Genomic DNA, 25336 nt, shown 5'->3' on the forward strand with positions numbered 1-25336 from the left:
GTCGGACCGGCATTGCGCCGCCCTGGTGTCCCGGGATGGTTGCCGGGCACTGGTCGGTCCAGCCGGGCTGTCTAGGCGCAGGGGAACCACTCCGCGGCGCGGTCGGCCGCGCGGCGGTGTTCGACGAACCGGCGGGTGATCTCTGCGATCGCGTCGGCAAGGGGAAAGATGTCGCGGGTCACGAACTGGTCGTCGTGATCGGCTGCGACTGGATGCCAGTACACACCGTCGGCTGTGATCGTTACCTCGGGGATCAGCGAGTCGACCGTGAGCTCGATGCCGGAGTCGGACACGCCGCGGTGCGCGAGCGCGCGAATAACCTGATCCTCGCGTGAGATTCCGAGGGTGTCGAGGAAGTCGTGGAATGGGTCGAGTTCGTGGATCTGATCGGCGGGGAGAGTGGCCGCGACCTTCACGCGGAACCCCTCATCGTGTGCGATGCGGATGCCGGTGACGGCCTTCGCCCACGACCCGGTTCCACGGTGACTGTCGTGGATGGCCGGAGTGGCTGAGTCGACGCTGACCTGGAGGGTGAGCCGGGACCGATCCATTCGGCGCAGGCGTTCGAGCCGTGCTCCGCGGAACAGCATTCCGTTGGTGAGCAGTGTCGTGGGGAGTTGGTCGGTGCACGAGTTCACGAGATCATCGAGGTCGTTCAGGAGGAAAGGCTCGCCTCCCGTGAGGATGAGTTCGCTGACGCCCGCGTCGGCGGCCTCACGGGCGATCTGCTGGAGCCGGTCGGCTCCGATCGCCCGCCGTTCTGCTTTCGGTGACGAGCGAACGCAACAGTAGTCGCAGGCGAGGTTACAGTCGAAGTTCGTGTAGACCCACACCCGCGATCCTGGTCGTTGCGAGGGGTCGAGTTGCGCGAGCGGGTCGGGAGTGCGCCCGTGACGAACGGTCACGGATAATTCCTCGGCCACGACGATTTCGTTGCCGCTCGCGGCACACCAAGCCGCAATGAGGTCCAGCGCGGCAGCAGGGTGTGCTTGCCGAAGTTCGACAGTCGCCGTTCCGCCAGTGGGTACACGCCTGATGCCTTCGATGAGGTCGAGCACGACGCCCATCGCGGTGCGTTCGGCCCCAGGGAGGCTCACAGGTGAGGTCGGGGTCACCATCTCGGGGCGATTCTCTGCTCGCTCACCGCTGCGACGAGGGACGCGTAGCCCTCGAGCCTCGGAGGCACCCAGGCCTGCAGTCCCTCCATCTCCATGATCGGACGATGCTGCGGATTCGTCCAATCCATGGCGAGCAGATTCGCGACCCATGGATCCGCGCGCTCAACCGTGAGCGAGGGCATCGCGGTGAAGGTGCAGTGGCTGTACTCGGGCGAAGTCCAGAACGATTCGAACGCCCCGGGCAGCAACTCGCCTCGCCCGATCGCCTGCCACGTGTTGATGCCGATCGCGGCGGCATCCGCGCGATCATCGAGGACGGCGCGCAGAGCGTCTAACTCACTTCGACCGGTGTCGCCGTGCTTTCCCACGTCGCTGTCGATCCGGGTGAGACTGACGTCTCCCTCGCTGAGGCCGGCCTCGCGCAGGAAGTGTATCGGCAGGATCGCCGCCTGTGCCGAATCACGCGATCCCAGAACCAGGCGGCGGCCCCGAAGGCTCTCGAGTGACGTGAATCCGCTCCCTGATCGAGCCACGAACACCGTCTTGAAGATGAGATCCGAGTCGCGCGATGCGAGTGCGCGGCAGGCGCCATCGGTCTGGGCGACGGTGCGCACCCAGGCGAGATTGGTGTTCCAGGCGAGATCGAGCGACCCGGAGATGAGAGCATCGACTTGTCTGCCGTAATTGGAGAACAGCACGAAGTCGATCGGTGTCGTGGTCTCGGCGAAGTAGTCCCGCAACCCTTCCCAGATCGGTACGACGTTGGGCGAGTAGGCGACCGAGCCGATGACGAGTGGAGCGGTCATGCTGCGGCCCCGGCCGTCTCGGACTGTGGGGCCCCGGAAGCCGCCTTCGGCGCATCGAAGAGGGGTCTGCCGGTGATCGCCCGACCGTAGAACTCGTAGAGCACGTCGGATGTCGGGGCCATCACGTGTCCCGCTCGAGCGTCGCGGAAGTAGCGGTCGATCTGCAGGTGCTCAGAGAACGCCGCCCCGCCGCAGACGCGCATGGCGACATCCGTGACACGCAGTGCAGCATCGTTTGACGATGCTTTGCTGCCGAGCACGAAGAGAGGCGTGTCATCTTCGGGAGCGGCGACCTTTCCCGCGGCCACGTCGAGATAGGCGCTCGCATTGGCGAGATCGATCGACATCTTCGCGAGCTGGGCCCGGATGGTCGGCAATGACGACAGGCTCTGATCGAGATGCTCGAGCCGCGCCCCCATCGTGTGCCGCACGGCGGCATCGACCGCTGCCCGGCTGAGACCGATCGACACGGCAGAGTTACCCAGGTTGAACCACGGCAACACATGCCCCATCATCAGGTCGAACCCCCCACCGGCCGCGCCTAAACGGAAGCCCTCGGTCGTGTCGACGTCGACGGTCATCGGGCTCGAGCAGTTCCCACGGAAGCCCATGCCCTTCCACGGGCGATCGATCGACAGGCCGGTCGACCCGGCGGCGATCGCGAAGAGGTCCACACCGTCCGCATCCGGTGTGCCCGTGGACATGACGTAGACGTCGGCGTGGCCGGCCGACGTGACCCAGCTCTTCTTCGCGGAAACCCGGATGCCCTCTGGTGTCGACGTCGCCCGCGAAACGGGCGCCCAGAAATGCGAGCGCGAACCCGCTTCGGAGAAGGCCAGCGAGGCAAGCGAGCGGCCGCTGGCGAGGTCGGCGAGCAGTCCCGGCATCCCCGTGGGCGGCGCTGCAGCGATCGGCATCGCGGCGCTCACGTGCATGAGGTAGATCATCGCGGTCGATCCGCAGGCGCCGGCGAGGGCGCCGGCCACCAGGACCAGCTCCCGAGGTCCTCGGCCCAGCCCGCCGACCTCGGTCGGAAGAGTCAGTCCGAGCAGTCCCGATGACCGCAGCGCGGCGACGGCTTCCTCGGGAAACCGGCCCTCAGCATCCACGTCGTGCGCATGTTTGCGGGCGATCTCCACAACGGGCTCCAGTTGTTTGACAACGTCGATCACGGTCTGCCTTTCGTCGGGTTGTGCGGCTGGGCTGGGGAAGGTGGTGAAAACGAGAGTGCGAGGAGTCCGATGCCCAGGCCGCCGGCCACCGCCATCGCAGAGGCGTCCCCGCCGAGAGGCCGGACCGAGAGGGCGAGCCCCACGAGCTGGAGGAGGGCGGCCCCCGTAAGCAGCGCCCCTGCAATCAATCGCAGCAGCCGGCTCCGGATGATGCCGCTCACGATCGAGAGAATGCCGCCGGCCACGAGGATGCTTGCGCCAACCGGTCCCATGTTCACGAATCGAAACTCAATCGGGAGCGAGGCGCCGAACACGAAACCGGCGAGGATGATCGCGGCGGCACCGATCACATTCGCCCCGCGGTCGTAGGCACTCGATGTGCCGGATACGACCGTCATGACACCCTCAGCATGAGCCGTGAGACGCGTCCGGAAGACGCAGACCACGCCGTGCGCAGGACCCCGTCGACTCCGTAGCAGCGCCCGGCTGCGGTCGCGAAGATCGCGAGATGAGCCAGCCCCATCAGGTAATACGACCACTGCCACTCATGGGGCGCGAACAGAACCGAGAGGGTGATCGCCAATGTTTGGCCGATACCGACGATGGCCCAGAATCGTGTCGCGAGGCCGATCAGCAGGAATGCGCCCAGCCCGCCCTCGATCAGAAGCGTGAACCATCCGAAGACCTCAATGTTCGGCAGCACGACCACGTCAACGAACGTTGAATACGGCGCAAACACCGGATGCGACACCGCCAGGCCGGCCCAGAAGAACAGGCCCTCGTTGTTCGCTCGGCCAAAGTCCGGGGGAATCTTCCACGCCACATTCTGGATCCACATGAGGGCGACGCCGCATCGGAGCGCAGCGATCATGATCCGCGAAGCGCGCGTCATCGCCGGGGTGTCGACCAATGCGCTTGCCGTTGTGGACATGGGTTCCTCTCGACAAAATTTAGTCAAGCCACATCAAGCGCCGAGCACAACGACGAAAACATTACGAGATCCTGACGGATCGGAGATCCGCCAGGATCCTGTTCGGTCGAGACTGACGCATCCGCAATGTTTCAGGCCGTTTCACCGGGACGACTGCCCCCGACACGTATTAGCCTCTCGAGGAGGCCCCACCGGGTGTGTGAATGAGATCTGATCAGGCCCTCCGCCTGATCTGGTCGTTTCGTTCACTCTCCGGCCAATCGAGTAGCCAGATCGGCTCTGCCACGAAGGTTTCAGAGGGCTCTCAGCGCGGCGATGGCGTCGTCTGCCGCGTCGTCGAAGGGCTCGAGAACGAGATTGACGATTTTCTCGTCAATCTCCCTGCTGAACTCGGCCGCTTCCGCTTCGCGGTGGACCGTCACCGCAATCGGGGCGGTCGCGCCGTGATCTCGGAGGGAGATGGCCAGAACTTTATTGATCTCAACGTTCGGGATTGTGCTGACAACCCACTTTGCTGTTCTCAGGGGAAGGCTCGCTGGAAATTCGATATTCCTCGCGTCCCCGTGAACCAGTGACACGCGATCCGCAATCGCCGCATTGTCGAGGCCGATCTTCGCGTAGGGGTCCCAATCAACCACCAGAACCGAGTAGCCGAGGATTGCGAATTCCTCGATCAGGCGCCTTCCGAACCGCCCGTTGCCGAAGACGATCACGTCGTACGCTTTCGGCTCGGGTAACGAAACGTTGATCGTGCGGCGGCGCTCGAATATGCCGAGCACGGGCTCGAGCACGGCGAACAGTTGTTTTGAGTACAGGATCATGTAGGTGGATGTTCCGATTGTGATCATCCCGACGAGCGTCACGAGTCCGACGGTGTCGTTGTCCACATGGCCGAGGTCGCGGCCGAGGGCAACCAGGATCAGCGAGAACTCGCTGATCTGCGCGACGGCGAGGCCGGCCAGGAACGAGACGCGTTTGGGGTACCCCATCACCCCCATGATCACGAGAACGATGAGCGGATTGCCGATGAGGACGAACGCGGAAAAAGCCAGTGCGGCCGGCACCTGCTCGCCGATCGAGGAGAAGTCGAGCTGAGCGCCGAGCGCGATGAAGAAAAACAGCAGCAGGAAATCGCGGATGCCCGACAAGGACGACGCGATCGACTCCCGGAACCGGGTCGATGCAAGCGCGAAGCCGGCAAGGAACGCGCCTACTTCCACGGAGAAGCCCAGATAGTCGGTGAGAGCGGCCACCGCCACAGCCCAGGCGATCGAGCACACGATCAATAACTCGGGCGAGTTCGCAACGAACGTCAGGAGGCGGGGGAGAACCCAGCGCATCGCGACGGCAAGGCCACCGATGAGTCCGATTGCCGCGAGCAGCACGAACAGAATCTGCTCCATCAAAGAGCCATCGCGCTCACTGCCGAAGCTTGAGAGGACGATCATCACCACGATAACGACGATGTCCTGCACGATCAGGAATCCCAGGGCGATCCTGCCATGGAGTTCATCGAGTTCGCGCTTGTCCGACAACAGCTTCACGATGATGATCGTCGACGAGAAGGTCAGCGCCACGGCCACGTAAGCGGCCACGACCACGGGCATCCCGAAGAGAAGCGCGAGGCCGAAGCCGACGAGTGAGGTGAACAGTACCTGGCCGAGCCCGGTGACAAGCGCCACACGCCCGATCGACTTGACCAGCCGGATGTCTAGCCTGAGACCCACAAGGAAGAGCAGGATCGCGATGCCGATCTCGGCCAGTAGTTCAAGAGTGCCCTTCTCCTCCACCCAGCCCAAGAGCGATGGGCCGACGATCACACCCACGAGTATGAAAGCCACGATGAGCGGCTGACGCGCACGGTGCGCGATGAAAGCGACGATCGCGGCCACCGTGAGCACGGCCGCCATTGTGGCGAACGGGTCCAAGCCGACCACCATCACCCGTTCAGGTGTCGACCGTATCGGGCCAGTGCGTGCCACTGCCCTCCACCGACCAGCCGGTCCCCGACCTGGCCGGCTCCGCCCATCACCCGGGTGCCGGTGTTCGGGGGTAGAACGGAGGGACCCGGCTCGGATGCGGTCACGATTCACTCCTGCGTCAGATGCCACGGATGGGGTGTGCTCACAACCTAGGTCATCGCCGACGCGAGCGCCAGCCGTCTGCGATCGCGGACTGTACCGCGCCGCTCCACGAATGGGCTCCCGCTGGACGGCCGACCCGCGCTTTCCGACCAGTTCGTTCGGCTCGATCACGATGACAGCCCACCACGTCGCAACGGCGACGTATATGGGCTTTCTATGCAGGCTGCCACCCCCTGGACCTGCCCCGTACGCATGTTGTCTGGGCAGGCACCTGCTGCCCGACCCGGGGTGATTTTGTCTCTTGAGGAGGCTCGGCCCGGTGTGTATTCTCAATGATCAAATATCTAAGCAGGTTAGAAATGAAAAATAGTGATCAGACCTCACTCGCGCATGCTGGTGTCAGCGTCAATGAGCTCTCTCCGACCGCCTGGATGGTTCAGGGGCGCAGGCGACCCGACGATCAAGTCTCGGTTCTGCTGGGTTTCTTCCAGCAGCCCGGTCACGTTGTTGAGGCGATGGATGTGACACGGCCGCTGAAGAGAACGTATGTGCCCTCGGTAACCAGCGCGGTGGCAGATATCACGGGTGGGACGGTCAGCCAGTGAGTTCATCGGACCAGGACTCCATGGCTGGCGAATGGGAGATGCCTGACTCCGAATCGGCCGAACCTCTGTGGACCGCAGCCCCACCGGCTTCCGTGCCTCGTCCCACGTCGGCACGATACGGTCGGGGGCCGACGGACACGTTCGGGTCGTACCTGCGAAAGATCGGCAGGGTGGAACTTCTCACCGCGGAGGAGGAGGTTGATCTGGGCCGGCGGATCGAGGTTGGGCTGTTCGCGGCCGCACGTCTTGCCCGAGGCATGGCCGATCCGGTTCTGACCCGGGACCTCACCTGGCTTGCCCGTGACGGTGACCGGTCGAAGACCCGGTTCATTGAGGCTAACTTGCGCCTGGTGGTCAGCGTCGCCAAACGGTACTCCGGCCGTCGGATTCCGATCATGGACCTGATCCAGGAAGGCAACCTTGGCCTGCTGCGTGCTGTGGAGAAATTCGATTACACGACCGGGTACAAGTTCTCCACCTATGGAGTCTGGTGGATCCGACAGGCCATCCACCGGGGCATGGTTGGCGCCGGACGAACCATTCGGATCCCGTTGCACGCCGTGGAGAAGCTGAACAGGGTCAAGCGCATCCGCAGTGACCTCATCGGAACTCTGTATCGCGAACCCACCCTGACGGAGCTGGCCGAGGCCTGCCGGGCTCCGATGGCCGACGTGAGGGCATTGCTCGACTGGGATGTCGAACCAATCTCCTATCAGACCCCACTCGGTGAGGGCCTGGCCGACATCTCTGAGCTGATCATGGACGATGATCTGCCCCAGCCGGAGGAATACGCGGCCCTGGCCTTACGCCGGTCTGACATCACGTTTCATCTCGATGCGCTACCCACACGGGAGCGCATGATTCTGGAGGCCCGGTTCGGGTTGAACGGCGACCAGCCTCGCACCCTCGAGCAGATCGCCGTCCGGGAGGGTGTGACCCGGGAGCGCATCCGCCAGATTGAGAAACGGGCTCTGGCGATGATGCGCACGCCGGCCCTGGAGCTCTACCTCCGAGAGTGACCCGATACGCGCCGCACAACCTCGCCGGCCAGTCCGCCCGGCTCAGTGAATTTCGCAACCGGCTGCACCGGGCATTGTCAGCAGTCATACGCCGCTCGGGGTTGAATCCGTCGGGCGGCTGAACAGCTGGCAAACTACGGCGGGTCCAGATGGGTCGGAGGCCACGGTCGGGTACTCATGAAAGATGAGTTCCATCCGTGACACCGTTCTCGACCGCGCCGACCGGGTCGGGTCTCTGGCTGACCTTGCCACCAGCGTCCAGCAGGTGTCCGCCACGACGCCGGTGACAGAGATCGACCGTGTCTTTCGTGCGGACCAACAGCTTCGTTCCCTCGTCGTGCACGAAAACGGAATCTGCTTCCTGCTGACTCGGGAACAGGTCGAGTTCACGTTGACCGGCCGGTTGGGGTTCGGTCGCGGTCTGCATGCCCGGTCAACGGCCATCCAGATGGTGCCGGAGAACTCTTTCGCTCTGCCGGGGCAGATGAGTCTGGCGAACGCGGCGCAGCGCATCCTCGAGATGCCGGAGGGCAACCGGTACCGGGACGTGCTCGTGCTGACCGACGAGGGCCCCCGGGTCGTCTCGGTGTCCCAGATTTTTGAACGGTTGTCGGCCGAGTTTCGTTATGCCGCTCTGCACGATCCGCTGACCGGCCTGCCCAACCGGCGACAACTGGAGGAGAGCGGTGCCGCGTCGATTGAGGGCACAGAGGATATGACCCGCATTGCGGTTCTCTACATCGACCTCGACGGTTTCAAAGCCATCAATGACACCTTCGGCCATCAGGCCGGGGACGAGATCCTGATCGGATTCGCCGACCGGCTGCGTCACCTTGTCCGCCCCACCGATGTCCTCGCCCGCCTCGGCGGTGACGAGTTCGCGGTGTTGCTGGTCGATGTGGATGATGTGCAGCTCCTTGCCATCGCGGACCGAGTCGTGCTCGGGGCGTCGGTGCCGTTCGTCTGCGACGGCCACCTGCTGCACGTTTCAGCATCCGTCGGCATCGCGACGGTCGGTGATGTCGCGGCGGAACGGGAGCTGAGCAGGCTTGACGCGCTTCTCCGCCACGCCGACGGAGCGATGCTCAAGGCCAAGCAGGCCGGTAAGCGCCAGGTCGCGCGGCTCGACGGGCACGGAGAGGCTGCTCCGATCGTGCGGAACGCACTCATCCGGCGGCGCCTGCCGGAGGCCTTCGAGACTCGTGCCTTCACGTTGCACTATCAACCGCAAATGGACCTGGCCAGCGGCGACCGCTCGGCCGTGGAGGCGCTGCTCCGCTGGACCGACCCGGTGCTGGGCGCCGTGTCTCCCGCGGAATTCATTCCGATCATGGAACTGTCCGGCGACATCCTTCGCATCGGGCAGCGAGTCATCAACGAGGCCTGCGCCCAGGCCAGGACGTGGTTGGATGCGGGAACCCCGCGCCGGATCGCAGTGAACGTGTCTCCACTCCAACTCGCAGCCCGAACCATCGTTCCCGACCTCGTGTCCGCACTCCACCGCCACAACGTGCCCGCGCACCTGATCGAGGTAGAAATCACCGAGGGTGCCGCGATCACGGATCTGCCACGGGCGATCGGCCAGCTCCAGCAGCTCCGGGAGGCCGGAATCAGTATCGCCTTGGACGACTATGGCACCGGTTTCTCTTCCCTTGCGCTGCTGCGCAGCCTGCCGCTGACCACGGTGAAGATCGACAAGACCTTCGTCGACAACATCGATTCCTCGCCCTCGGACGCCCTTCTCGTGGGCGGGATCATCGACACCGCTCATGCCATCGGGCTCTCGGTCACAGCCGAAGGTGTCGAACGCCCGAGCCAACTGCAACTCCTGCGCGATTTGCGCTGTGACACGGTGCAGGGCTACCTCGTTTCGCGGCCCGTCGCCCCGGAACAACTGTCGCAACATTGCGACAGGGCCTCCGTTATGAGCGACAGTCGGTCGATACGGGGTGCCAAGTAAATTCGGGGTGTGCGCAGGAGGGACGCCGCATTGCGCCTCATCGACACCGCGGACGCGCCGAAGTCGCCCAATGCCGTTCACAGCGCGGCCGGGAGGAAGAATGGAGGCTTCTTCGGCAGGCGGGCGCACTGCCAAACCCTCGAAGAAGGAGCATATAGCCTACTTTCGTCTCGAACAGTGTGTATTCTCGATGATTATGACGAATCTGCGGTTTAGCGAAGTTGCGTCACTGCTGCGTGTGAGCGACGATACCGTTCGGCGCTGGGTGGATCAGGGTCGGCTCACGGCTCTGCAACCGGACGTTGGCCGGATGGTTATTCCGGGTTCTGAGGTCGCGAAGTTCGTTCGAGAACGCCGCGATCAAGACGGTCCGGCCGACACTCATAGTTCGGCTCGCAACCGCCTGGACGGAATCGTCACGAATGTGCAGCGGGAGGGGCTCATCGCCCTGGTGGAGATCCAGGCCGGGCCTTTCCGGGTGGTGTCCATGATGACCCGGGAAGCTGCCGATGAGTTGGGTCTGGAGCCGGGCTCGTTGGCGACAGCCGTGGTCAAAGCGACCACGGTCCTCGTCGAGACGCCCTCTTCGGATCGTTCATGAGCAGCCGCTTCGGCCGCATGCTGGCTCTGGGCGCATCGCTCCTGCTGCTCGCGGGCTGTGCCACGGGTGCCGCACCGGCAGCGCAACCCGATTCGTCGGACGTGCGGACGGGCTCGGTGGTCGTGACGGTCGCTGCCGCGGCTGATCTCAAATTCGCCCTCGACGACATTGCCGCACTGGCCGAGAAAGACGATCCCTCACTCAAAGTCCAGATCACCTACGGATCGTCGGGGACTTTCCTGCAGCAGATCCAAAACGGGGCGCCGTTCGACATCTTCCTGTCCGCCGATCTGACCTACCCACAGCAGCTCGTGGATGCGGGACTGGCCGACGAGAAGGATCTGTTTCCCTATGGCGTCGGTCGGCTGGTGCTCTGGGTTCCCGGCGGCTCCGACCTCGACCCCGGCGAGGGGCTGCGCATTCTCGTCAAGCCCGAGGTCAAGCGCGTGTCCGTTGCGAACCCGGAGCACGCTCCCTACGGCAAAGCCGCTGTCGCCGCGCTCCAGACTGCCGGACTCTACGACAAGGTCGCCTCCAAGCTCGTTCTGGGCGAGAACGTCGCTCAGGCGGCTGAGTTCGTGCAGTCCGGTAACGCCGATGCCGGGATCGTGGCCAAGTCGTTGGTGCTTTCAGACCCCCTCCGCCAGGAAGGCACCTGGGCGGAGTTGCCGCTGGATTCCTATCCTCGGCTCGATCAGGGCGGTGTCATTCTGGGGGATGCGTCCCAGGCCGCGGGTGCCCACACGCTCAAGGACGTCATGCTCAGCGATTCCGGGTCAGAAATCCTCGCCCGGTACGGTTTCTCCTTCCCGGGGATCTGACCGGTGGACTGGCAGGCGATTGGCGTGAGTCTGCGGCTTGCTGTGCTGACCACGGCGATCCTGCTCGTCATCGCCGTGCCTCTCGCCTCTTGGTTGGCTTTTTCGCGTCGCCGTTGGACCGTGGTGGTGGAGGCGATTGTCGCCCTGCCCCTGGTGCTGCCGCCGACCGTCCTCGGCTACTACGTCCTCGTCGCGCTGGGGACGGCGTCGCCGTTCGGTCGCTGGTGGAAGGAGCTCACCGGGGCGACACTCGCGTTCACCTTCACCGGGCTGCTCATCGCATCCATTCTCTACAGCCTGCCTTTCGCCGTTCAGCCGCTGCTCGCAGCATTCGCCGGCGTCGACCGACGACTGCTCGACGCCTCCACGATGCTGGGCCGGAGTTCGGCCGCCACACTGTGGAAGATCACTCTTCCCCTCTCACGCGCCGGACTGACCACGGCGGGTGTTCTCACCTTCGCCCACACGATCGGTGAATTCGGTGTCGTCCTCATGGTCGGCGGCAATATCCCTGGCCAGACCCGCACCGTCTCCATCTCCGTCTATGACTCCGTGCAGTCCTTCGACTACGCAGCCGCCGGTTTGACCAGTCTGGTGCTCCTCATCTTCTCGCTCCTTGTCCTGACCGCGACCTATGCAGTGCAACGCCGTGGTGCGCTGCTCTGGGCGCGGACATGATCTCGGGGGAGAGCGTCCTGTCCATCCGGATGCGCCGCCACATCGTTGATGCCGATTTTCAGGTCTCCTTGGACGATCCCGGGGTGACCGTTCTGTTCGGTCCCTCCGGGTCGGGGAAATCGACCATTCTGCGCTGTGTCGCGGGCCTGGATCGAATTTCGACGGGTCGGCTGACCCTGGGCGATGACGTACTCGACGACGGCGAACGCCAACACGTTCGCGCGCAGGACCGCGGTATCGGGTACATGTTCCAGGAGTTGGCTCTGTTCCCACATCTCGATGTCGCCCAGAACGTGAGTTACGGGCTGGGCTCGATGTCCCGGTCGGAGCGGGTACTGAGGGTCCAGGAGGCGCTCCGGAGCGCCGGTGTCAGTGGCTTCGAGCACAGGAAGATCCGGGAGCTCTCCGGCGGTGAAGCCCAACGTGTCGCTCTCGCCCGCACCCTCGCTCCCCGGCCCCGCTTGCTGCTGCTGGACGAGCCGCTTTCTGCCCTGGATGCTCCCACTCGGCTCAGCCTGCGCACGGAGCTGCGCCAGCTCATCCTGAACGCCGGGATCCCCGCGATCATCGTCACCCACGACCGCGACGAAGCCCTCTCTCTAGCCGACCAACTCGTGGTCCTGATCGACGGAAGCGTTCGGCAGATCGGAACTCCCACGGATGTCTTCGAACGCCCCGCCGACCGGGATGTCGCCCGAGCGGTAGGAATGGAGAACACCGTCTCCGGCACCATCGTGGGAATCTCCCGTGGTGGACTGCGGATTCGCAGCGGCCACGCTGAGCTCCTGGCCAGCCCCGACACGGTCCACGACCAGCACCCTGCCGGGCGGGGCGTCGTCATCTGCATTCGGGCGGGGGACGTCGGTCTTGACGTGGCACCCCCCGACGCGCCGGGCCTGCCGACGACCAACCGCATTGCCAGCAGGGTTACGGCGGTGACCGAGGAATCCTCCATCGTGCGCATCGACCTTGACGCGGGGTTTCCGCTGATCTGCTTCGTGACCCGCCGCGATCAAGCTCTCGCCGGATTCCATGTCGGTATGCCGGTCACCAGCGTCATCGCCCCGTCTGCCCTGCACCTGGTTGTTCCCTAGCAATGGATCGTTCTGGCGGAATTACCCGATATCCTGAGTCCTTCTACCGTTCAGACAGTACTTCGAGAGGCGTTGACCGCAACTGTGGGCTCACCAGCCATGGCCCTTTGGGCTATCGACCGGCCATGCACGACTCCCAACCGAATGCGATCGTTCCCGCCGCAGCGTGACGGGATGACGTTCTCGTGATTGAAACCCTGCTCCTGTTATTGCTCGGAATCGTCATCACACTTCTGATCATCGCGGCCAACGGCTACTTCGTCGCCCAGGAATTCGCCTACATGTCGGTGGACCGCAACCGGCTCGGCGCCCGCGCGGCAGCAGGGGACGCCGCAGCGGTACGCGCACTCGGTGTCACCAAGCGGACCTCATTCATGCTCTCCGGGGCGCAACTGGGCATCACCGTCACCGGTCTTCTTGTCGGCTTCGTCGCCCAGCCGCTCATCGGTGAATCCCTCGGCACGCTGCTCGGCGGAGTCGGCGTGTCGATGGCCGTCAGCGTCACGCTGGGCACTGTTATCGCTTTGATTCTTGCGACAGTTGTGCAGATGATCTTCGGCGAGCTGTACCCGAAGAACCTCGCCATTGCCAACCCCGAACCCCTCGCGCGCGGCCTGGCTCGGTCGACCACGATCTACCTTGCGGTGTTCGGATGGCTCATCGCCATCTTCGATTTCGCGGCCAACGCGCTGTTGCGTCTTCTGCGCATCGAACCCGTGCACGACGTCGACTCCAGCGCCACGGCACAGGACCTGGAGCGCATCGTCTCGGACTCCCGCAACAGCGGCGACCTGCCCGCCGAACTGTCCCTGATGCTCGATCGCATCCTTGAATTCCCCAACCAGGACGTGGAGCACGCGATGATTCCCCGTTCACTCGTTGCGACGGTCCGTCCGGACACAACGATCGGTGAGGTGCGGGAACTCATGGCGCGTGCCCATACCCGCTATCCGGTGGTGGACGACGAGAGCCAGCCTCTCGGGGTCGTGCAACTCGCTGACGTTCTCGGCTCGACTCTTTCTGAGCACGCCCCCGTAACCGCACTCATGCAGCCAGCGGTTGTGCTGTCGACGCTGATGAAATTGCCGGATGCCCTGGCCGAGATCACCCGTGCGCGCAACGAACTCGCGTGCGTGATCGACGAATACGGCGGCTTTGCCGGTGTGCTCACCCTCGAAGATCTCGCGGAAGAGATCGTCGGCGAGATCACCGATGAGCACGACGCAGAGTCAGCGCCCTCGGTCGACTCTGACGGCGACGCAGTCTGGCTGATGGGCGGTGACGTTCACGTCGATGAGATGCACCGCGCGATCGGGTACGAGTTGCCCGTCGGAGACTTCGAGACCGTCGCGGGGCTCATCATTGCCGAGCGTGGTGGGTTGCCCCTCGCGGGTGAGACCATCCGTGTTTCCTTGCCCGATGACCCTGCCGATCTCGTCCGAAACGACGACGTGCACAGGTCACTCGAGATCGAGATCCTCACCGTCGAACGTCACGTTCCGCACGAGGTGCGGGTGACCCTCATTGAGGCCCTCGGCGACGATCGGGAACCGCAGATCGGTTTCGAACCGGGTGCCGACGACACGACGGGGGTTGACGGATGAGCGATGGGCTTATCGTGGCGATCGTCACCGTCATCCTGATTGCACTCAGCGCGTTCTTCGTGATCATCGAGTTCGCACTGCTGGGCGCACGACGTCACCGCCTCGAGGCGACCGCGGCGACGAATCGCTCTGCCCGAGCAGCCCTCAAGGGCGTGAACGAACTGACTTTGATGCTCGCCGGTGCTCAACTGGGGATCACGGCCTGCACGTTCGCACTCGGCGCCGTCACCAAGCCGGCGCTCGACTACTGGCTTGGGCCCGTACTCTCGGCATGGGGGCTCCCCGAGTGGGCTGCCGGCTTTCTCGCCTTCTCCCTGTCGCTGTTCATCGTCACCTTCCTGCACCTCGTGGTGGGCGAGATGGCGCCGAAATCGTGGGCTATCGCCCACCCTGAGACTGCGGCGAAGGTGATCGGCATCCCGTCCCGCATCTTCATCTGGCCCTTCCGTCCCCTCCTGATGTGGATCAACAGCATCGCCAACAAGCTCGTGAGTGCGTCGGGTGTCGTCCCTGTGGAGAGTGCCGCCGTGGGTGGTCAGAACGCCGAGACGATCCGCCACCTTGTGGAGATGTCTGCCCGCACGGGCATGCTCGACAGCTCCTTCCAGCAGCAGCTCGAAGGGGCGATCGAAATGGAGACGCTGCGCCTGGACGCGCTCGTCGGCGCCCGAGCCACGCCGACCGTCGTGCCCCTCGATGCGACGGTGGCCGACGTGCAGCGGGCGGCGGCTCAGTCCGGCCACATGCGTATTCTGGTTGGTGACCCGCACTGGGGCATACCCGCCGTCGTCCACGTGCGGGATACCCTGCTCGAGGCACTCGATGCTCCCGCCGCCCCCTTCGTACGCTCCGCCCTGGCGATCGCAGGCGAGACACCTGTCTACGAGGTCCTCGCCCGCATGCGTGCGACGAGCCAGCAGCTCGTCGTAGTGGTCGACGACGGCGTCTTCCGCGGGGTCGTGACCCTGTCCGACGTGCTGCCGCGACTACTACCGCGCGACGACGGGACGGCGGCATTGGTCGTCAGCTGACCGTTACGCGTCGTCGAAGACGGCACCGGCCCTCTCGGACCAGGCCAGGGATACCGGCAGCCCGAGGAACTCCCCGTATTGCGCGACCGCCGCTGCGAACGCCTGCTTTGCGGCGTCGTCCAGCGGGACGAAGGGTTCGGCGGTGACAGCCACCTCGTTCCGCCGCACGGCCCGCTGCCAGGTGCCGATGACCTGGCCACCGGACACGATGGTCGGAAGAAAGATGCCGTTCTTACCCGGCACGACCAGCCGGGCGGCTTCGGCCGGCAGCGCCTGAGACCGGTCCTGGTAGCCCAGAAGGTACTCGTCGAAACCGGGCAGCGCATGCACCGGACCGGCGGAACCGCGGGAGTCAAGCGCCTCCGCTGCCGAAATGGTTCTGAAGTAGCACTGGTCCCCGTACCGCATCTCGACGAGCTGCCCGCGAATGGCGGCGAGCGCAGCGCGCGCTTCGGTGAGCGTCACCCTGGCCCACCAGGCGAAGTCGCGAATTGTCGCCGGGGCGTGACCGGCGAGGTACCGCGAGAGAAAGCGTCCCAGGGCGTCCGCGGGGGGAAGGCGCTCACCGGCATCCGGCGCCCACTCATCGAGCAGCACGAGCGCCTGCTGGCCCGCCAGCGGCGGACCCCAGACCACGATCCCGGTGATCGCCAGGTGAAGGATGAGGTGGTAGCCGCGCTGCCCGGTCGTCGGTACGCCCGCGGCCTCCAGCTCGCGCTGGAATTCCGCCCGGCCGATCCGTCGTCCCCCGGAGAGCACAGCTAGAGCGACCGCCCTGGCTCGGTCGAGCGTCGGCTGGTCGAGGCCGAGCTCGTGTCGGCGGGTGTCGAATTGTGCGAGCATCCTCGGCCGGGTGACCTGAAGCATCCACCGCAGGTCGGGGGGTGCCACGAAGTGCAGGGTGCCGCGCATGGTCCACGAGCGCACGACCTCACCGCGCTCCAGTGCCGCCTCGACCGCCGCACGGGTGTCACCGGAGCGCAGGCCGAGAGCCCACACCGCCTGCGGAAAGTCCTGCGCCTGCACGGCGAGCAAATGACGAACGACATCGGCCGCGGCGTCCGCGCCGGCCGAAGCAGAAAAGGCAGGCCGCTGGATGCGCTGGGTCACCAACCGCATCGCCAGCAGCTCGCGCAGATCCACACTCTCGCCCATCCGCACAGTATGCCGCCGTCGCGGTCGCCGGGCCAGCAGGCGAGGCGCCGACCTCGTCCGGCCGTCTCGATGATGCCCTCGATCGGATCTGTATGCTGTGCACATGACGGCGCCGCAGATCTATGTCACTTTCCCCGGTACAGCGCGTGAAGCTCTCAGTTTCTACGCGGATGTCTTCGGTGGAGAGCTCTCATTGCACACCTATGAGGATTTCGGTCGCATCGACGGTCCGCCGAATGCCATTGCTCACGGTGTGCTCGACGGGGTTGTTGCCGTGATGGGATCCGATGCGGCACCGGGCGAGCCGAGTGTCCGGATTGAAGGCGTCAGGCTCTCGCTGCTCGGGACCGCGGATGCACAAGTCCTGCATACCTGGTTCGACAAGCTCGCCGCCGGCGGACAGATCGTCGACAACCTCAGTCCACAGCCCTGGGGTGCTTCTGACGGCCAGGTCATCGACCGCTATGGACTGCACTGGCTCGTCGGATACGAACCTGAGCCGGAGTGAGACGCACCCGCTCGATCCGCCTGGCACCGGTCTACCGGGTCGTGCGACGGGTGAAGATCAGGTGGAGGACCCCGCGTGGAGACGTGGTCGCTTCGATATCGAAGCGTCGTTCGAGCCCTTCGAGTCCATCCCAGAGCCGTTCGCCCCGACCCAGAATGATCGGCACAGTAACGAGATGCATGTGGTCGATCAGATCGGCCTCGAGGAACTGCCGAATCGTGCTGACACCGCCACCGATCCGAACGTCGAGGTCCCCGGCCAGGGCGCGAGCCCGCTGGAGTGCGGACACAGGATCGGCGTCGACGAAATAGAAGGTTGTTCCGCCTTCCATTTCAAGTGTCGGACGAGGATGGTGTGTCAGGACAACGACCGGGGTGTGGAAAACAGGGTTGGCGCCCCACCATCCCTTCCACTCCTCGCTGCCCCAGGGACCGCGCTTCGGGCCGAACTTGTTGCGCCCCATGATCTCCACGCCGATCCCGGGCCCCCACTGGCTGGCGAACGCCTCGTCGACGCCGAAGGAACCCTCCGACTCTCCGTGGAAGCCCATCTCGCGAAAGGTACGCGTCTCCATCGCCCACTCCATGAGGCGTTGGCCGGCGTGACCGAATGGAGTCTCGAGTTTCTGGTCGTCCCCGGTGCCGAAACCGTCCAGTGAGACCGAGAAATTATGCACACGGACGAGGGACATGTCATCTCCTGAAGCACTTGTCGTTCGCCGAACTCCGGGGTGATCGAACCCCATGACCTTAGACCGGCGAGGAAAGAATGTACACGGGCAGGGAGGCCTTCGCCCTTGTCACGGCCGGGAGCATCGAAAGCGCCCAATCAGATTACGGATGACTTTGCCAGCCAAAACTGAGGATTCATTCAGTAAGAGGGTGCATGGTGGGAGCTTCGCCCGCGCGGCTGTTCTGTGCCGCGAGTCCGCCGATCAAGATGCGCCGTGGATAGCGATTGTCCGGCCGCATCGCTTTTGGAAGTCATGCGCTTTGCTCTACCCCGTTCCCCCCTGTCCCCGCGCCGTGAAACCGGCGCCCACCGAAAAAGCACCCGCTCCCGGAAACTCCTTCTCGGCACCGGATCGGCCCTCGCCCTCGCCGGCCTGATCGTCGGCGTCGGCGCCGTGGCGCAAGCATCCGTGGACAGCAGCGCCAGTATCGCCGCCACCGCGCAGCTCTCCGAGAGCACCGGTCTCCAGCACGAGCAGCTGAGCGTCTATGCCACCATCGCCACCAAGACGGCCCATCAGCACGCGGAGAGCACCCTCAGCGAAGCCGGAGAGGTGATCGGAAGCATGGCGGACAAGGTGGATTCGACCCCGCTGGCAACATCCGTTGCCGCATTGTCTGACTACAAGGCTCTGGAGACGGATGCCGTCATCGAGTTGACCGACCAGACGCAGAAGGCGACGGACGCGGCACGCACTGCCGTGGCCGAGGTCGACCGGGTCGCCGCCGATACGGCCGCCGCGGCGGCCGCGGAATCCGCCCGCGTGGCGGCTGAGGCTGCGGCTCAGGAAGCGGCCCAGGCGGCAGCGGCCGAGTCTGCTCGCGCCGCGGACGCGGCTGTGTCCGCGCCGGCGGTCGCCGGCGGCAACTCGCCCGCCGAAGCCCAGGCGACGGCGCGGGCCATGGCCTCCTCGCAGTACGGCTGGGGTGAGTCGGAGTTCTCCTGCCTCGTGCAGCTGTGGGACAAGGAGTCCGGTTGGTCGTACACGGCGTACAACCCCAGCGGCGCCACCGGCATCCCGCAGGCCCTGCCCGGGAGCAAGATGGCGACCGCCGGGTCCGACTGGGCCACGAACGCAACCACCCAGATCGCCTGGGGTCTCGGCTACATCAAGGCCGGGTACGGCAGCCCGTGCGGTGCCTGGGCTCACTCCGTGGCCAACAACTGGTACTGACCAGATCCCTGACCGGCATCGGGCCCGGGCCGGGGACGGAACCCTCCCTCAATCGGAGTGCGCCGTCCGCGGTCCCGGGATCCGGCGCGCCACCTCGGGCGCGAGCTGGTTGTCATCAATGGCCCTGCCCGACTGGTCAGCCGAGAACGCCCGGCCGCTTTCGGGCGAGGAGATACGGCCGGATCGACACCAGGTAGAAGGCGACGATGGCGGCGAGAAGTCCCGAGGCGGAGGCCCCGGCGGCGACCGCCCAGAGCAAACGTGGGCCGTCGCCGGGATCCATCACACCGGTCAGATCCGCGGTTGCGGGCGGCTCCGGGGTCAGAACCGCCGGGGTCGGTGTGGGACTCGCCATCGGTTTCGGCGGGGTCACCGTTTGCTGAGCCGGGACCGGTGCCGGGGCGGGCGTGACAACCTCGTCGGGCGGCTCGCTCGGTGCCGGAGCGGCCGGAGGCGGGAGGACCACCGCCGGTGCGGGCTCCGGATCGGCCGTCGGGGTCGGTACCGGTGAAGGGTCGGTACCGGGCTCATCGGTCGGCGGGGGTGGCAGGTCGGTCGGGCTCGGTGTCGGCGTCGGCTGCGGGGTGGCTGCACTGTCGGGGACGGGGGCGCACTGCTGATTCCCGTCGACGGCGCCGGTCGGTACTGTCCCCTCCGGGCAGCCGGCCGCGAAGGCTGGGGGAGCGCTCATCGTCCATGTGCCGAGGGTGAGCAGAAGGGCGGTCCCGGCCGCGATGCAGGTCTGGGCGATGAGGGTGGAGAGTGGTCGATACACAGCAGGTCCAGGTCCCGTTCGGTGATGCCGTCAGTGTTCTGGTGCAATCGAGTGTGCCATCGCCGCGTTGACGCGTCCAGTGGGTTCGCACTCGTGGCGTCAGGTTCTCCGATTCTGATTGGAACGTCATTCCATAAATTGGAATGGCGCTCCAATCACCCTGTTTCAGCGGGTTACGCCGACGGCGGCTCACGATCGCGGAACCCCACTCGACAAAGGCAGAGCCCGGCGGCAGAATCGGGCGCAGGCGGAGCCCGGACGAGGCCCGCGGGGCGGGAGTGGCATGTTCACGAATCGCAGTGAGGCCGGCCGGCTGCTGGCGGATCGACTGGCGGACCGCCTGGCCGAAGTCCATGTGCTGGATCCGGTGGTGTACGCGCTGCCTCGGGGAGGTGTGCCGGTGGCGATCGAGGTCGCCCGTCGCCTGCGGGCGCCACTGGACCTGATCCTGGTGCGGAAGATCGGTGCGCCGGGCTATCCGGAGGTGGCGATGGGGGCGGTCGTCGACGGGGCCAGCCCCCAGCTCATCGTCAACGAGGATGTGTTCACCGCCACCGGCGGCGACGCCGTTGGGCTGGCCCGGGCCCGCCGCCGGGAGCTGGCCGAGATCGAGCGCCGTCGCATCCGTTATCTCGGGGACCGGCCGCAGATCAGCCCGCGCGGACGTGTCGCCGTGATCGTGGACGACGGGCTGGCCACCGGCGCCACGGCCCGGGCGGCTCTGGCCGCGGTGAAGCGGCAGGGTGCCGCCATGACGGTTCTTGCGATACCCGTCGCGCCGGCGGATCTGGTGGAGGAGATGCGGCAGTACGCGGATGTCGTCGTGGTGCTGGAGGCCCCGCGGGAGTTCTGGGCGATCGGCCCGTTTTACACCGACTTCCACCAGCTGTCCGACGACGAGACGGTCGCCCTGTTGCAGGAGACCTGGGCCGCGGCCGATGCGAGTCCGCCGTCCGGCGGCGTCACCGAGTGACGGCAGAATGGTCAGGTGTACCTTCTGGTGAACCGAACGGGAAACGGGGACATCCTCGTGCTGCCGCTCGACCCGGACGGCCGTGCAGCCGGGACCGGGCGCCGCCTGACGAAGCAGGAATTTCCCGCCTACGCCCTCGCCCGGGAACCGGGGCTGCCCCGCTGGGTGTGGGAGGACACCTCTCGTATCTACCCCCTGTTGCTGACTGCCGGGGTGCGGGTGCACCGGGCCCACGACCTGCGCCTGTGTCACGCCATCCTGCGCCAGTCATCACTGACCCGGTCGAGCACCCTGGGTCGTGCCGAGGACAGCCGGTGGGACCGGGCGCCGGCCTCGGAACCCGACCCTGGCGCATCCGGTTCGACCCTCTTCGACCTGTTCGACGACGCCGACGACGAATCCGGAGTCATTGACGAATTCGAGCGCCAGCTTGCCGCCGTCCGCAACAGTGCGGAGCCCGGCCGCCTCCGGCTACTGCTGGCCGCGGAATCCGCCGGGGCGCTCATCGCCGCCGAAATGCAGTTCACGGGACTGCCGTGGCGAACCGACGTCCACGACGCCCTGCTGACCCGCGAGCTCGGTCCCCGGGTGGGGCCGGGCCTCCGCCCCGAACGCCTGGAACGCCTCGCCGACAGCATTCGGGCCGCCGTCGGGGAACCCCGGTTGAACCCAGACTCGCACCCGGATCTTCTGCGGGCACTGAACCAGGTCGGCCTGCGGGTGACCTCCACGCGCGCCTGGGAGCTCCAGGAGCTCGCCCATCCCGTGATCGAGCCACTGCTCGAGTACAAGAAGCTGGCCCGGCTGCTCAGCGCCAACGGGTGGTACTGGATGGACACCTGGATCGTCGACGGACGGTTCCACCCCGAATACATTCCCGGCGGCGTGGTCACCGGGCGGTGGGCCACCCGGGGCGGAGGGGCACTGCAGCTGCCGAAACAGGTGCGGGGAGCCGTTGTCGCGGATGCAGGTTGGAAGCTGGTTGTGGCGGATGCCGCACAGCTCGAACCGCGCATCCTCGCTGCACTCTCGGCGGACACGGCCATGGCCGCGGCAGGCCGTGGCACCGACCTCTACGCGGGCATCGTGGCCGGCGGCGTCGTGGAGTCCCGCGACCATGCCAAAGTCGCCATGCTGGGGGCCATGTACGGCGCGACCAGCGGCGAGAGCGGCCGGCTGCTGCCGCGCCTGGCGAAGGCATTCCCGCGCGCGATCGCACTCACCGAGACGGCCGCGCGAGCAGGGGAGCGCGGCGAGAGCGTGGCCACCCGGCTCGGACGGTCCTCCCCGCACCCCGATGAGCGCTGGCAGGCTACCCAGGCGCAGGCGTACGACCCCGGCGCGACGGAGGCCGACGAGCGGCGGGCCCGCAGCCAGGCGCGCGAGTGGGGCCGCTTCACCCGCAATTTCATCGTGCAGGGCAGTGCCGCGGAGTGGGCACTGTGCTGGATGGCGGAGATCCGCCGGGAGCTACGGATGCTGCCTCTCGCCGGCACTGGGGACTCCGGCTCGGAATTCGACCACGCCCCGCACCTCGTCTTCTTCCTGCACGACGAGGTGATGGTGCACACTCCAGCCGTGCTGGCCGGTGCGGTCGAGGAGATCGTGCGATCCGCTGCGGATACGGCAGGCCGGCACCTCTTCGGGGATTTCCCGGTGGACTTCCTGCTCACTGTCGCAACGGTCGACAGTTACGCGGAGGCGAAGTAGCACAGGCACCGACCGTCGACGACAGTCCTCAGGCCGCGCTGGCCGGTCGCCGACCGCGTTTCGGGCGCACGTCGCTCAACCCGTGCTGGAATGAGTCCTCCGGGCTGTCAGCGAGCTTCCTGGCGGCCTCGCCGAGCCAGGCCAGCGCCGCCCCGGCCAAGGCCGCACGGGCAGCAGCAGCCAGAGCGTCCTGACCGCGGATTCCGCCCGCGGTCACGCCGACGGCATCCGCCTGGCCCTGCCACCATTCCCGGTACCGGACGATGACGCGCGAAACGTCGACTCCCGGCGGGAGCGGGAGGGGAAGCGAGGAGACGATGAGCACCCGGTCGACCAGGTCGTTCCACTCGTCACCGGGTGTGCTCTCGGTGTCGCACAGCCAGGCGATCGCCTCGGCCTCGCCGCGGGCCGTGACCCGGTAGAGCGGCAGACCGTCCGCGGTGGTGCCGGCCGACTCAACGGCGTCCTGTTTCACCAGTCGTTCAAGAGTCCCGTAGATCTGGCCGACGTTGACGGCTCTCCGCCCGGCCGTGCGGGAGTGCAGCTCGCCGTGCAGCTGAAAGCCGTAGGCAGGGCCGATCGTGAGGATGGCCAACAGGCAGCAGCGCACAGACATGGAGCCTCCGAGAGGAACGTAAAAACCATACTCAGTATAGCGAGCGTGCCGCCCGGAGCGCCGCAGTCAGCCTTGTGAAGGCACGTCGTGCTGAGGCATAATTCAGTGGTGCAACGCCTGGCGCTGCGGCTCCATCCGGTTCGTCTCGTTTCGTTTCGACAAGTTCACAGTTCACCGCATTGTTTCGTTCAGAGGTCGTTGGGGAAGACGCATCTCAGAGAACGGGAGAAACAATGGTGGCTTCACACGCTCGGCAGGCAGCGACTGCGCAGGGCTTCATTTACGTGCACTCTTCACCCCGCGCGTTGAGCCCCCATGTGGAGTGGGCGGTGGGGCACGCCCTCGGCGAACCAGTCAGCTTCGACTGGACCGAGCAGCCGGTCCTCCGCGGCTCACAGCGCACCGAGTACTACTGGGAGGGCGACCGCGGCACGGGAGCGGTGATCGCCTCCGCACTGCGAGGCTGGGACCATCTCCGGTTCGAAGTCACCGAAGACGCGGGCTTGGGTACCGACGGCGGGCGCTGGCTGCACACGCCGGGCCTGGGCATCTTCTTCGCCCAGACGGATACCGCCGGTAACGTCGTGGTTCCGGAAGACCGGCTGCGGCACGCCATGGAACTCGCCGGGTCGAATGCTCTCGAATTGCACCGGCAGTTGCGGGTCGCGCTCGGGCAGGCCTGGGACGACGAGCTCGAACCGTTCCGTCAGGCCAGTGATTTCAACTCCGTGGTCTGGCTGCATCAGGTGGGCTAGAGCGGTCTCGCCGGCCTGGGCCGGCGACCCGGGCCCCGAGTCTCTCGACAGAAAGGACCCCGACCGATACCGGTCGGGGTCCTTTCTGGTTCCGGGCGGGTACCCGACGAGGTTAGATCGACCGGAAGGCGACGACGGCGTTGTGGCCGCCGAAACCGAACGAGTTGCTGAGTGCCAGCAGGTCGCCGGACGGCAGCGTGCGCGGCATGGTCACGACGTCGAGCGGGATGCTCGGGTCCTGGTTCGCAAGGTTGATCGTCGGCGGGGCCATGCGCTCCGCCAGGGCGAGTACCGTGAACAGCGCCTCGATCGCGCCCGCACCACCGAGGAGGTGGCCGGTGGACGCCTTGGTCGCCGACACGGGGATGCCGTCGAGCAGATCGCCGAAGACGCGCCGTAGAGCGTTGTACTCGGCAATGTCACCCACGGGCGTGCTGGTTGCGTGCGCGTTGATGTGGGAGACATCCGCGAGGCTCGCGCCGGCATTGTTGATGGCGGTGAGCATGGCGCGTGCCGCCGCCGAACCCTCGGGGTCCGGAGCCGTGATGTGGTACGCGTCGCTGGTCACGGCGCCGCCGAGGAGTTCGGCGTAGATGCGCGCGCCGCGGGCCTTGGCATGCTCTTCCGTTTCGACGACGAGCGCCGCAGCGCCCTCGCCCAGGACGAAACCGTCCCGGGTGATGTCATAGGGGCGTGAGGCGGTGGCCGGGTCGTCGTTGCGCTTGGACAGGGCCTGCATGGCTGCGAAGGATGCGATCGGCAGCGGATGGATCGCTGCCTCGGATCCGCCAGCGATGACGACGTCGGCGAGTCCCGCCTGCAGACGGTTGTAGGCATTCACCAACGACTCGGTGCTCGATGCGCAGGCCGAGACGACGGTGGTGATGCCGGCACGGGCATGCAGGTCCATTCCGATGGCCGCGCCCGGGCCGTTCGGCATCAGCATGGGAACAGTCATCGGCAGGACGCGGCGCGGACCGCGCTCGCGCAGGGTGTCCCAGGCGTCGAGGAGGGTCCAGACACCGCCGATGCCCGTGGCCCAGTCGACGGCGAGACGTTCGGGGTCCGCCTCGGGCGAGCCGGCGTCAGCCCAAGCTTCCCGCCCGGCGATGAGCGCGAACTGGCTGGAGGGGTCGAGACGCTTGGTCTCGTGACGGGCCAGGACGTCAATGGACGGCACTCTGGCCTGAGCGGCGAAGGTCACCGGGAGCTGAGTCCGTGCCACCCATTCGTGGTCGAGGGTGCTCGCGCCCGATTCACCGGCGAGCAGGGCGGACCAGCTGTCGGCGGCCGTGCCGCCGAGAGGGGAGGTCGCACCGATGCCGGTGATAACGATTTTTTTGGTCATGACGTTAACTCTCCGTAAGGCATGCAAACGTGGGCATCACCCACAGATCAGGCCGGCCGGGGCTGC

Annotated in this window: 26 protein-coding genes; 14 read left to right on the top strand and 12 right to left on the bottom strand. The window is 66.0% G+C overall.

Going from position 1 to position 25336, the window contains the following annotated elements:
- Positions 1-71 precede the first annotated feature (71 nt).
- The 7 genes from AC0J5J_RS02360 to AC0J5J_RS02390 all read right to left on the bottom strand — a co-directional run bounded on the left by AC0J5J_RS02360 (position 72) and on the right by AC0J5J_RS02390 (position 6113).
- On the bottom strand, positions 72-1118 hold the full coding sequence (locus AC0J5J_RS02360) for an Rv1681 family radical SAM protein (RefSeq protein WP_420898523.1): 1047 nt from the start codon (positions 1116-1118) through the stop codon (positions 72-74).
- Positions 1112-1924 carry an Rv1680 family SBP-like protein gene (locus AC0J5J_RS02365; protein ID WP_474899335.1) on the bottom strand — a complete coding sequence of 271 codons (813 nt, stop codon included), beginning with the start codon at positions 1922-1924 and terminating at the stop codon, positions 1112-1114. The genes AC0J5J_RS02360 and AC0J5J_RS02365 overlap by 7 nt, the downstream gene beginning before the upstream one ends.
- Positions 1921-3096, bottom strand: a complete 1176-nt coding sequence (fadE16, locus tag AC0J5J_RS02370) for an Rv1679 family acyl-CoA dehydrogenase (RefSeq protein WP_198414207.1) — start codon at positions 3094-3096, stop codon at positions 1921-1923. Before fadE16 ends, AC0J5J_RS02365 begins: the two co-directional genes overlap by 4 nt.
- Positions 3093-3494, bottom strand: coding sequence for an Rv1678 family membrane protein (locus AC0J5J_RS02375; RefSeq protein ID WP_474899337.1), 402 nt, complete (start codon positions 3492-3494; stop codon positions 3093-3095). Before AC0J5J_RS02375 ends, fadE16 begins: the two co-directional genes overlap by 4 nt.
- Complete coding sequence (locus AC0J5J_RS02380; protein ID WP_198414208.1) at positions 3491-4006, bottom strand: DoxX family protein; 516 nt, start codon at positions 4004-4006, stop codon at positions 3491-3493. The genes AC0J5J_RS02375 and AC0J5J_RS02380 overlap by 4 nt, the downstream gene beginning before the upstream one ends.
- Before the next feature lie 314 nt (positions 4007-4320).
- Positions 4321-5928, bottom strand: a complete 1608-nt coding sequence (locus AC0J5J_RS02385) for a cation:proton antiporter (protein ID WP_474899339.1) — start codon at positions 5926-5928, stop codon at positions 4321-4323.
- Between the two features lie 38 nt (positions 5929-5966).
- On the bottom strand, positions 5967-6113 hold the full coding sequence (locus tag AC0J5J_RS02390; RefSeq protein WP_474899341.1) for a hypothetical protein: 147 nt from the start codon (positions 6111-6113) through the stop codon (positions 5967-5969).
- A gap of 330 nt (positions 6114-6443) precedes the next feature.
- Here AC0J5J_RS02390 and AC0J5J_RS02395 point away from each other — a divergent pair, with 330 nt between their 5' ends.
- The 9 genes from AC0J5J_RS02395 to AC0J5J_RS02435 all read left to right on the top strand — a co-directional run bounded on the left by AC0J5J_RS02395 (position 6444) and on the right by AC0J5J_RS02435 (position 15524).
- Positions 6444-6716, top strand: coding sequence for a hypothetical protein (locus AC0J5J_RS02395; RefSeq protein ID WP_474899342.1), 273 nt, complete (start codon positions 6444-6446; stop codon positions 6714-6716).
- A gap of 92 nt (positions 6717-6808) precedes the next feature.
- Positions 6809-7735 carry a sigma-70 family RNA polymerase sigma factor gene (locus tag AC0J5J_RS02400; RefSeq protein ID WP_420898526.1) on the top strand — a complete coding sequence of 309 codons (927 nt, stop codon included), beginning with the start codon at positions 6809-6811 and terminating at the stop codon, positions 7733-7735.
- Between the two features lie 184 nt (positions 7736-7919).
- A complete protein-coding gene (locus tag AC0J5J_RS02405; protein WP_134423271.1) occupies positions 7920-9695 on the top strand; it encodes a putative bifunctional diguanylate cyclase/phosphodiesterase in 1776 nt (591 codons plus the stop codon).
- A 100-nt stretch (positions 9696-9795) separates the two neighbouring features.
- Positions 9796-10296: a TOBE domain-containing protein gene (locus AC0J5J_RS02410; protein WP_474899344.1), complete on the top strand. Its 501-nt coding sequence runs from the start codon at positions 9796-9798 to the stop codon at positions 10294-10296.
- Positions 10293-11117 carry a molybdate ABC transporter substrate-binding protein gene (gene modA, locus AC0J5J_RS02415; protein ID WP_474899346.1) on the top strand — a complete coding sequence of 275 codons (825 nt, stop codon included), beginning with the start codon at positions 10293-10295 and terminating at the stop codon, positions 11115-11117. Before AC0J5J_RS02410 ends, modA begins: the two co-directional genes overlap by 4 nt.
- 24 nt (positions 11118-11141) lie before the next feature.
- Complete coding sequence (gene modB, locus AC0J5J_RS02420) at positions 11142-11795, top strand: molybdate ABC transporter permease subunit (protein ID WP_198414210.1); 654 nt, start codon at positions 11142-11144, stop codon at positions 11793-11795.
- Positions 11792-12889, top strand: a complete 1098-nt coding sequence (locus AC0J5J_RS02425; RefSeq protein ID WP_474899348.1) for an ABC transporter ATP-binding protein — start codon at positions 11792-11794, stop codon at positions 12887-12889. Before modB ends, AC0J5J_RS02425 begins: the two co-directional genes overlap by 4 nt.
- 185 nt (positions 12890-13074) lie before the next feature.
- Positions 13075-14493 (top strand): hemolysin family protein, encoded by a 1419-nt coding sequence (locus tag AC0J5J_RS02430; protein WP_474899349.1) that lies wholly within the window; start codon positions 13075-13077, stop codon positions 14491-14493.
- Complete coding sequence (locus tag AC0J5J_RS02435) at positions 14490-15524, top strand: CNNM domain-containing protein (protein WP_474899350.1); 1035 nt, start codon at positions 14490-14492, stop codon at positions 15522-15524. The genes AC0J5J_RS02430 and AC0J5J_RS02435 overlap by 4 nt, the downstream gene beginning before the upstream one ends.
- 3 nt (positions 15525-15527) lie before the next feature.
- On the opposite strand, the gene AC0J5J_RS02440 is transcribed toward AC0J5J_RS02435, so the two are convergent.
- Complete coding sequence (locus tag AC0J5J_RS02440; RefSeq protein WP_474899352.1) at positions 15528-16679, bottom strand: winged helix DNA-binding domain-containing protein; 1152 nt, start codon at positions 16677-16679, stop codon at positions 15528-15530.
- Between the two features lie 103 nt (positions 16680-16782).
- Between AC0J5J_RS02440 and AC0J5J_RS02445 the strand changes: the two genes are divergently transcribed.
- Positions 16783-17187: a VOC family protein gene (locus tag AC0J5J_RS02445; protein ID WP_134423287.1), complete on the top strand. Its 405-nt coding sequence runs from the start codon at positions 16783-16785 to the stop codon at positions 17185-17187.
- Positions 17188-17218: 31 nt separating this feature from the next.
- Here the strand turns inward: AC0J5J_RS02445 and AC0J5J_RS02450 are convergent, their stop codons facing one another.
- Entirely contained in the window at positions 17219-17878 is a 660-nt protein-coding gene (locus tag AC0J5J_RS02450; RefSeq protein WP_474899354.1) for a dihydrofolate reductase family protein, read from the bottom strand.
- A gap of 294 nt (positions 17879-18172) precedes the next feature.
- Between AC0J5J_RS02450 and AC0J5J_RS02455 the strand changes: the two genes are divergently transcribed.
- Positions 18173-19093, top strand: coding sequence for an aggregation-promoting factor C-terminal-like domain-containing protein (locus AC0J5J_RS02455; protein ID WP_474899355.1), 921 nt, complete (start codon positions 18173-18175; stop codon positions 19091-19093).
- Between the two features lie 136 nt (positions 19094-19229).
- Here the strand turns inward: AC0J5J_RS02455 and AC0J5J_RS02460 are convergent, their stop codons facing one another.
- Positions 19230-19868 (bottom strand): hypothetical protein, encoded by a 639-nt coding sequence (locus AC0J5J_RS02460; protein ID WP_474899357.1) that lies wholly within the window; start codon positions 19866-19868, stop codon positions 19230-19232.
- 283 nt (positions 19869-20151) lie between these two features.
- Here AC0J5J_RS02460 and AC0J5J_RS02465 point away from each other — a divergent pair, with 283 nt between their 5' ends.
- Both AC0J5J_RS02465 and AC0J5J_RS02470 read left to right on the top strand, forming a co-directional pair.
- Positions 20152-20841 carry a phosphoribosyltransferase gene (locus tag AC0J5J_RS02465; RefSeq protein WP_474899359.1) on the top strand — a complete coding sequence of 230 codons (690 nt, stop codon included), beginning with the start codon at positions 20152-20154 and terminating at the stop codon, positions 20839-20841.
- A 15-nt stretch (positions 20842-20856) separates the two neighbouring features.
- Complete coding sequence (locus AC0J5J_RS02470) at positions 20857-22551, top strand: bifunctional 3'-5' exonuclease/DNA polymerase (RefSeq protein WP_474899360.1); 1695 nt, start codon at positions 20857-20859, stop codon at positions 22549-22551.
- Between the two features lie 28 nt (positions 22552-22579).
- On the opposite strand, the gene AC0J5J_RS02475 is transcribed toward AC0J5J_RS02470, so the two are convergent.
- Positions 22580-23167 (bottom strand): PadR family transcriptional regulator, encoded by a 588-nt coding sequence (locus AC0J5J_RS02475; protein WP_474899362.1) that lies wholly within the window; start codon positions 23165-23167, stop codon positions 22580-22582.
- Between the two features lie 233 nt (positions 23168-23400).
- Here AC0J5J_RS02475 and AC0J5J_RS02480 point away from each other — a divergent pair, with 233 nt between their 5' ends.
- Complete coding sequence (locus tag AC0J5J_RS02480) at positions 23401-23922, top strand: DUF3145 domain-containing protein (protein ID WP_474899363.1); 522 nt, start codon at positions 23401-23403, stop codon at positions 23920-23922.
- A gap of 112 nt (positions 23923-24034) precedes the next feature.
- Here the strand turns inward: AC0J5J_RS02480 and AC0J5J_RS02485 are convergent, their stop codons facing one another.
- Complete coding sequence (locus AC0J5J_RS02485) at positions 24035-25270, bottom strand: beta-ketoacyl-[acyl-carrier-protein] synthase family protein (RefSeq protein WP_134423300.1); 1236 nt, start codon at positions 25268-25270, stop codon at positions 24035-24037.
- Positions 25271-25336 lie beyond the last annotated feature (66 nt).

It is taken from the genome of Cryobacterium sp. TS_SC_7 (assembly GCF_056156285.1).